Below are 3,758 nucleotides of genomic sequence, written 5' to 3'. Positions count from 1 at the left end.
ACGCTGTGCTCCCGACTCTCGTCAACTGGAACTGTTTTCAGATTAGGTCGTCTCGGGGCTACGATACCCCGGAGCTTGCTCCGGTCGGAGGATGTCATTCACCGAGAAGCCCGGAAACTCCATCGAGAACGTGTTGGGTGCGAGCTTGAGCGGCTGGTCGTAGGAAAACAGCGCCACCAGAAAAAGAACGCATCACGGCCCTGGAACTTTTTCTAAATAGGCATGGACATCGGGGAGAAACGCCTCGACGAACTCGACAAAAAATGTCGTGAGCAGCTCCTTGAAAAGCCGGTCGTGGTCAATCGCTTGCTCATCCATCTCGTGCTCATTGTACCGTACGCGATAAAAACGCCCAGCTCGGCACGCTTGCCCGGAGCCTCTTCCCCACCGACACTCCTGAGGGGCGGCTCTTGCGTTCCGAACTCCTGTAACCCCAGCCTTCGTAAACTCCCCGCCTCTCAATATCGGGTAAAATAATCACCACATGAGGCTCAATCAGGCGGAAGTTAGCGCCAGTAGTGCAAATTCTATCCGGCAGGGGCGCTCGGAGTGGCCCGATGCGGTCGCGTACCGGGAGGCGATCCAAAGTCCGGGCCTCACCCTGGGCGATCCGCTGCTCACGGGGGCTAAAGTCGCGGAGAACCGGCAAGGGCTACCGATTGCCTACACGGGGCGCTTTGCCGTAGTCTTTCGCTTGCGCGGTCACGACGGCACGGACTGGGCGCTGCGCTGCTTTACGGCTCCACAAGACAGCTACGGGATCACACGAGGTACCCGCTACCGACTGCTCGCCACACAGATCGCTACTTTAGACGATGTCTTTGTGCCATTTCGCTTTGTGGAAGGCGGGATGCGGATTGCGGGCAAGTGGTACCCGACCATTGCGATGCGCTGGGCCCAAGGCGTTACACTAGGGCGCTGGGTGGAGCAGAACCGGGATAATCCTGAGCGGTTGCGACGACTGATCGGAACACTCGGGACACTACTCACCCGCTTAGAGGCGGCTGGAATGGCACACGGCGACTGGCAACACGATAACCTGCTGATCTCTGAAGATGGCAGTCATGTAACACTCGTAGACTACGACGGCATGTTTGTCCCGGGGCTGGAAGGCTACCCGTCGCCGGAGCTGGGGCATGCGAACTACCAGCATCCAGAGCGCCAGGTACAGCACTTTGGAGTCGGATTGGATCGGTTTGCGTGCCTGGTGATGCAGACCGCCTTGCTCGCGATTGCCCACGACCCGAGTCTGTGTGTTAAGTTCGGCGACGGTGAGAGTTTACTCTTTAAGGCAGCGGACCTGCGCGACCCGGCGGGCTCGCCCGTGTTTGCTGCACTACGGGCGCAGGCGGAGCTAGATCGCGATGAAGTGCTTGCGGAGTCTCTGGCCCGCCTTCAGGATGCACTAGAGCACGGCCCTGACTCCGCCCTGTTGCCGGTCATCTCCACCGAGGAGCCCAAACCGCTACCCGTCGAGCTGGTGGGGCCTCCGGAGCCGACCTTCCAGGAGCGGCATGAGAAAGCGGATAATAGTGACTGGATTAAGGCCTACAGCGAAGTGGTTACCCATGACAAGTGGTGGCAGGCGGGGACGAGCTACCGCGCCGCCGGTCAGCGCCAGGCGACCCGAGATGTCTTCCGCTACCTCATCCAGCTCAATGAGTCGGCCTTTGCCGAGAAGGAGTGGCAGAATATCCTCCTGGTGCGTGCTGCTCTGGCGGCGGTTGTCGTTCTTGCGGCCTTACTCGCTCAAGCGATTGGGGGGACGTTCCTGCCGCTCTTTATTCTCCTCTGGCTGGTCAACGCCCTCGGGATCGGCTATGCCAACTGGCCTCGCCGGAAGCTACTGGATGAGCTGACGGCGGAGATGGCCAAGATGGCACAGCTTACCGCGGAGCGCAAAATCCGTGTCGCCGCCCGCAACCGGGGCACATCCCCGCAAGCGCTGCAAGCCGCACAGGGAGCGTCGGCAGACTATGTGGCGGAGAAACTACGGCAGGTTCCCATCAATCGAGTCATCACGATAGATGGAATGCCCGTTCATACCAAGCGTGAGCTGGCGGTGGCGGGGATCACCAACGCACTGGATCTCTCTCGTCGAACAACCCTGCCCGGAGTGCCCCAGCACCAGATCACTCTCTTGCAGACCTGGTGCCGCGAGATGGAAAAAGAATTTGAGGATGAGTGGCGCAAGTACAGTGCATCGGCCAAGAATGTCTCCGTGGACGTGCAGCGCTTGGAGATGGAGGTCGCCGAGTTTGAGCGCGAATCAAACCGCCTCCAGCGTGAGCGCGAGCAGTTCCCCGAGACCAACCTACGTGGCTACCTCAAGAAGCTACTGCCTTTCCTGAAGATTTGATCCTAAGTGAGCATCGAGGCGTTTCTGATCCACTTGCGTGCCGAACGTGGCCTTGCGCTGAACACGGCGCTGGCGTACCGGCGCGATCTTGCCCAGTGGGAACAGAGCAGCTTGCCACTGACTGCGGAGGGCATTGAGCGCTACGTGGCGCAGCTCCACACTGCCGGGCTTGCTCCTGCCAGTGTCGCCCGTAAGCGCGCCGCGCTCTCCTCCTACTGTCGGTTCCTGAGCCGCGAAGGGCAGCTTGATACCAACCCCGTCTCTCTCGCGGCATCGCCCACGCGTCCTGAGCGCAGGCTTCCCCACACCTTGACCACCGCGCAACTTATTACCTTACTCTCTATCCCAGATCGCACGACGCCAAAAGGACAGCGGGATAGTGCCTTACTCGAAGTGCTGTACGCGGGGGGACTTCGTCTGTCTGAGGCGGTGGGACTGCGCTGGGGTGATCTTGAATCCAAGCAGGGGACGATCCTCGTGCGTGGCAAGGGGGGGAAGGAGCGCTATGTCCCACTCGTCGCCCCGGTCTTTGAGAGCCTGCAAGCCCTCCGTCCCGAGAGTGCCAAACCGACGGATTTTGTCTTTGGCGGCGTCGGGCGAGTGACACTCTGGAGGGCGGTCAAGGAGAATGTCCTAGCGGCAGGACTGGGGGATCGCCCCTCGCCTCACTGGCTACGGCACTCGTTTGCCACGCACCTGCTGAATAACGGAGCGGATCTGCGGGTGATTCAGGAGCTACTGGGGCACGCCCGGATAACCACGACCCAAATCTACACCCATGTCGCCACGGAGCGCCTTCGAGCAGTCTACCGTGCCACCCATCCACGCGCTTGATAAAATCGAAAAAGGCGGTATACTTACTCTCGCACCTCGTCGGGGCGTGGCTCAGCTTGGTAGAGCGCGACATTTGGGATGTTGAGGTCGCAGGTTCGAATCCTGTCGCCCCGATGCGAGTACCAAGCAGTAGTAGGGTGCGGAAAATTAAATATGCGGGTGTAGCTTAATGGTAAAGCTCCTGCCTTCCAAGCAGATCACGGGAGTTCGATTCTCCCCACCCGCTTAGATTCCCCTCGAAAAACTGCCATTCGTAGAGGGAAATCAGGGGAGTAACCCCTCCGCCGTGGATGCCGTCTCAGGACAAAATGAGACGCAAAATCATACATTCGTTACCTGCTTCATCCGTTCAAAAACTGACTTCATCAGCCCAAAGAATAAAATCTGAGGCTGCCAGTCCGACCCGAGAGTCCCTCCGCCGTCGGTCTCCTGTGCCAGCGATGCGCCCAACGGAAGTCCCTGTTGCCACGGTTGTGGAACTGCTGGATTCCTGGATGCGTGTCTGTAAGGTACGCCAGATGTCGGATAAGACGATCAGTGAACGTCGCCGCATCATCGGATTTCT

3 protein-coding genes, 2 tRNA genes and 1 pseudogene are annotated in these 3,758 nt (G+C 59.5%); 4 read left to right on the top strand and 2 right to left on the bottom strand.

Annotated features, from left to right (window positions below; genetic code table 11):
• Positions 1-42: 42 nt before the first annotated feature.
• Together ACH2EH_RS16435 and ACH2EH_RS16430 are read right to left on the bottom strand one after the other, a co-directional pair.
• On the bottom strand, positions 43-177 hold the full coding sequence (locus ACH2EH_RS16435) for a hypothetical protein (RefSeq protein WP_395143237.1): 135 nt from the start codon (positions 175-177) through the stop codon (positions 43-45).
• Between the two features lie 33 nt (positions 178-210).
• A pseudogene (locus tag ACH2EH_RS16430) lies at positions 211-318 on the bottom strand (flagellar assembly protein H); the annotation flags it as partial.
• A 166-nt stretch (positions 319-484) separates the two neighbouring features.
• Between ACH2EH_RS16430 and ACH2EH_RS16425 the strand changes: the two are divergent.
• The 4 genes from ACH2EH_RS16425 to ACH2EH_RS16410 all read left to right on the top strand — a co-directional run bounded on the left by ACH2EH_RS16425 (position 485) and on the right by ACH2EH_RS16410 (position 3,419).
• Positions 485-2,359, top strand: a complete 1,875-nt coding sequence (locus ACH2EH_RS16425) for a hypothetical protein (RefSeq protein WP_395143235.1) — start codon at positions 485-487, stop codon at positions 2,357-2,359.
• 6 nt (positions 2,360-2,365) lie between these two features.
• Positions 2,366-3,193: a tyrosine-type recombinase/integrase gene (locus ACH2EH_RS16420; protein ID WP_395143233.1), complete on the top strand. Its 828-nt coding sequence runs from the start codon at positions 2,366-2,368 to the stop codon at positions 3,191-3,193.
• Positions 3,194-3,233: 40 nt separating this feature from the next.
• Positions 3,234-3,307 (top strand) — tRNA-Pro (locus ACH2EH_RS16415).
• A 41-nt stretch (positions 3,308-3,348) separates the two neighbouring features.
• Positions 3,349-3,419: transfer RNA gene (locus tag ACH2EH_RS16410), tRNA-Gly, on the top strand.
• Positions 3,420-3,758 lie beyond the last annotated feature (339 nt).

The organism is Armatimonas sp. (assembly GCF_043760365.1).
Taxonomy (GTDB): Bacteria; Armatimonadota; Armatimonadia; order Armatimonadales; family Armatimonadaceae; genus Armatimonas.
Note: the sequence above shows the minus strand (reverse complement) of the source record. Positions and strands in the feature narration are given on the sequence as shown.